The sequence below is a fragment of the Microcystis flos-aquae FACHB-1344 genome (genome assembly GCF_014698375.1).
GTDB classification, from domain to species: domain Bacteria; phylum Cyanobacteriota; class Cyanobacteriia; order Cyanobacteriales; family Microcystaceae; genus Microcystis; species Microcystis aeruginosa.
The window spans coordinates 1-4,010 of record NZ_JACJSW010000143.1 but is presented as its reverse complement, the minus strand read 5'-3'; the positions used below and the strand labels follow the sequence as shown (position 1 = coordinate 4,010).

Annotated in this window: 5 protein-coding genes and 1 pseudogene; 1 reads left to right on the top strand and 5 read right to left on the bottom strand. The window is 38.8% G+C overall.

The features are described 5' to 3' along the window. Window positions 1–42: 42 nt before the first annotated feature. From H6G48_RS12840 to H6G48_RS12820, 5 genes are all read right to left on the bottom strand, one after another. Window positions 43–540 carry a PIN domain-containing protein gene (locus H6G48_RS12840; RefSeq protein WP_242034633.1) on the bottom strand — a complete coding sequence of 166 codons (498 nt, stop codon included), beginning with the start codon at window positions 538–540 and terminating at the stop codon, window positions 43–45. Continuing rightward, window positions 537–782 (bottom strand): UPF0175 family protein, encoded by a 246-nt coding sequence (locus tag H6G48_RS12835; protein WP_002756573.1) that lies wholly within the window; start codon window positions 780–782, stop codon window positions 537–539. The genes H6G48_RS12840 and H6G48_RS12835 overlap by 4 nt, the downstream gene beginning before the upstream one ends. 168 nt (window positions 783–950) lie before the next feature. Continuing rightward, a complete protein-coding gene (locus tag H6G48_RS12830; protein ID WP_190722089.1) occupies window positions 951–1,955 on the bottom strand; it encodes a DUF4351 domain-containing protein in 1,005 nt (334 codons plus the stop codon). Between the two features lie 202 nt (window positions 1,956–2,157). Then, the gene (locus H6G48_RS12825) at window positions 2,158–3,165 is read right to left on the bottom strand and encodes a GNAT family N-acetyltransferase (protein ID WP_190722086.1); all 1,008 of its coding nucleotides are present in this window, start codon (window positions 3,163–3,165) and stop codon (window positions 2,158–2,160) included. Between the two features lie 65 nt (window positions 3,166–3,230). Then, the gene (locus H6G48_RS12820) at window positions 3,231–3,386 is read right to left on the bottom strand and encodes a hypothetical protein (RefSeq protein ID WP_190722091.1); all 156 of its coding nucleotides are present in this window, start codon (window positions 3,384–3,386) and stop codon (window positions 3,231–3,233) included. Between the two features lie 234 nt (window positions 3,387–3,620). Between H6G48_RS12820 and H6G48_RS12810 the strand changes: the two are divergent. Then, window positions 3,621–4,010, top strand: a pseudogene (locus tag H6G48_RS12810) (RNA-guided endonuclease TnpB family protein); the annotation flags it as partial.

Genomic DNA, 4,010 nt, shown 5'->3' with positions numbered 1-4,010 from the left:
CATTAAGAAATGTTACAAATTACATGGGTACATTAAGAAAAGTTAAGGGGGTACATCCATTGATGGATAAGGGTTTTGGGCTATTATGGTATATATGTATGGGGGAAGTTCAGGTATTAGAGCATCTATTATGGGTTTAACCTTAGCAATCAATCCTCTATTTTTAGCGATTAAAAGAACTCCTAGAACCCCCGTAATTGACAGCCCCAAACGCACAGCCTCCCTCCGTCCAAGACGCTCATCAATTAACAATTCATCTGCTTTTAATTCTAAGGCAAGAGCGATTGCTTCTGCTTCGCCAATATCTAAATTATAGTCATTGCTCAAACAAGCCACAAGTTCCAAATTAGCGGCTTGTTTAACCTGTATCCAGTTCAGAGAAATTATCGCTTTAATGCGGATATCTTCCTCAGTTAAATTGGCTAATTCATTGGCAACTGCTTGGGAAATAACAACATTAGTATAAATATCTTTTAAGATTGACAGATAACCAACAAGAGCAAGACTGCTGAGAGGAGAAGTATCGCTAATAATAATCATAGCCAACCTTTCTCTTTTAAATGCTTAATATCTTCCTGAAACTCAGCAACATCATAGTGAATACAAATTCCTCGTTCAGAAAGCATCCGTTGAAACTTGATTTGATTAATACCTAATAACTCACTTGCTTTTCCTAAGCTAATCTTATCTTGTTGGAATAACATAACAACAATTTCCTTCAACAGTTCATCCTCTGATAAACCACTTGCTTTAATCACTTCTTGGGAAATAACTAGAGTCATATTTTCTCCGTATTTTGATAAGAATTATACAAATGCTATCCTATGTTTTGCGGTCTGTCAATTCCCTTTGGCAGACCTCACTTCTAACTGTTAACTGTTAACTGAAATTCCCTCTCCGAAGCAATCTTACCCCTTGTCATGGCGAAGATGCGAGCGCTAACGTCAAAGCTAGGCAGTTAAAGTATTTAACCAATTGATTAAATCTTCAACCGTAGAGAAATCGAATAAAGCTTCTCCTAATACTTCGACATCATCAATACTTAACTCCATAATTTTAGTTTCTAATGAAGGATTAATCTCCCCTAACTTGCGTTTAAGTTGACGAAGAATCAATGTCTTTTCCCGTTCAATACCTTGTTCGATACCTTGTTCGATACCGCGTTCAATACCTTGTTCGATACCCCGTTCGATACCCCGTTCAATACCTTGTTCGATACCTAGTTCAATACCTTGACGCATCCAACTGGTAGTAATTTGCATAACTCCCTCCTGTACGGGTTGACTAAATGTGCTAATCTCTTGTTGAAATTGTATCTCTTCGACCGGATTTAGATTGAGATAAGTATCAATAAATCCGGAAATTAATTGCATTTTCGCTGGATTTAACTTTAAAGTAATTAACAAGCGCAGACATTCCGCCTTAACCTTGGCTCGCTCTTTCTCGGCAATGCTCATCTTCGCCATCAAAGCTGAAGCAACCGGATTCGGTTGATTGAGAAAATCTCGCCAATTTAATCGATTTAACTGCACTACTTGATAGTTAAATTCTAAGACCTTAAAATCGGGAAAATCGACCACATATTGACTAATCGCTGCTCTTTTTGGCCTTGAATAAGAAAAAATTACAATCGGATAAATCGGTAAGACAAATTTCTCATGAAAGCGAGCAAAATAAGTAAACATTCGCCGATTAAACCACTTGCGGGAACTTTCCTGCGCCTCCACATGAATCAGAAAAAAAGATTCTTTTCCTCGAAACTTAACCTGTGCGACTAAATCGCTTTCATGCCTTTCTCCTTCCGTGACATCGGTAAATACTTCTTTGTCTAAAAAAGTAATCGAGTCCCTATCTAAATAATCCATCAATTGAGGGAAAAACAACTCGATAAATTCGACAAAAAAGGTGGAGATTAACTCCTTAAATAATCGATCATGGTCAATATTATTAGTCATGTAATGTCATCTTAACTAATCTGAGTGATGAATTACTACTCTTCTCTATTATATTCTGAGAAGTCGGTTTTGGCAACAGATTGTTATGACCTCACCCCTTAACCTAGGAGGAGAGGAGGAACTAGGAAAAGAGGGGGATGCTTTCCGCCTTAACCAGAAAACGGGTTTCTGCGAGAAACCCGTTTTCTGGAGAGTTTAAAGATCAATTGGTGGATTTAAATAGTGGTTTTCCTTCTGGTAATCGCCTAATTTTCCCCGACTCATCCCGTTCTACTTCTGCAAAAACATAATTGCCATTACTATCTTGCTTTAAGCATAATTTCCCATCTATTTGTTCATAAACAGGTGGACAAAATTGAGGGATTCCTCCAAATTCTACTACCGCACCCCCTAGCTCTTGTAAGATAGGACATAAGATGAGATTTTCTGCCTCATCAAAGACAAAATTATGAGTATTCGGCTCTCGTAAAGGGAGAGGATAAATCGGTAAACCCATCGAACTCGTCAAAACCTTTCCTACTTCATCCGTAACAGGATATAAAAAGATTGGTTTTCCTTGGGTATTCTTAACGATTTCTTGGGTTTTAATGTCACTTAAAACAATTGTTCCAGTCGGTATAACTTCCTTTTCTCTTAGCCTTAAATGAGCCTGGTGTAAATTCGGTAAATTCTTCTCCGATATGTTAAAATGTTTTGTATATTGAATCGCTGCTTTAACAAAGCCCAAGCGTTCTAATACTGCCTGAATACCTGTCTGATCTATACTGATTAATAAGTCAATATCGCTAACCTTTAGTTCTTCCGCTTTAGCGATCGCCGCTTTAATCAACAAATTAATCGTGTCCGGTTTGCGGTGCTTTTCTTTAACATACATCCCCAAAACTGCACCCACACGACGGGGAATGAAAGGATTTTCCCACATTTCCAAAGCAGAAATCTGGGGAGGTGGGGTCTCATCATAAACATAAGTAAAGAGAAACCCGACGATTTGCTGCTCATATTCCAAGACAAAACCGAAAGATAGCGGTTTTTTAAGCTGATACCTCACATATCCTTCATAGTCAAAATCAGGTTTCAGATTGATCGAGGGATCAGCTTCCGATCGCCTTTGAGCAAAATCTCGCCACAGAGGAGCGATCGCTATTGCATCTTCAGGTCTAGCTAGTCGTTGATGATACATAGTTTTGCCAAGATTATGCTTGTTTTCCATACTATATTCTGACAAGTCTGCTTTGGCAACAGATAATTAGTCACTGATAAATGATAACTGGTAACTTATAAGTAGTCGGACATAAATTCTCTCGTCTGTCTTAAGAAATGTAATTCTGGCAATTCTTGCTGACTCCTGACTCCTGACTCCTGACTCCCACGGTTAACTTTACTTTTGTCTGACCACTTAGCTGCCTTGGCCCATTGGTACCACTTAGGCAAGATTTTAGTTAAAGAATCGATAGCCATAACCGAGAAAAAATCCGCTGCAGTTGGCACAATAAAAAAGTTACCTTAAATGTCGGATGAATGCCCCCGCTAAATTTTTCGACAAGACATCAACCTTTGCGGGGGATGAAATCCGACCAGGATATTAACTGCGAAGCACGATTTTAATTCTACCATTTGTAGGTAAACTGTGTTATACTTAATTGCTCCAGGGTCGAGGATTAATCAATGCTAGTCGTAGAAGCCAAGTTAAAAAACGGAACACCAGAACAATACCAGAGACTAGATGAAGCAATTAGGACATCTCAGTTTGTGCGTACTCTTGTGTTCGTTATTGTCTGGACAATAAGGGGACAACCCGCAATGATCTCCAAAAACTTTGTGCGGTACTAGCTAACAATAAAGAGACACCATGGGTTAATAAATTAAACTCACAAGCTCGTCAATCGGCTGCTGATAGAGCCTGGCAATCAATTAACAGGTTCTACCAAAATTGTCGATGCTCAGATACCAGGGAAAAAGGGGTTTCCTCGGTTCAAAAAGCATAGCCGTTCGGTTGAGTATAAACTAACAGGCTACAAACTATCTGATGATCGACGTAAAATCAGATTTACTGAC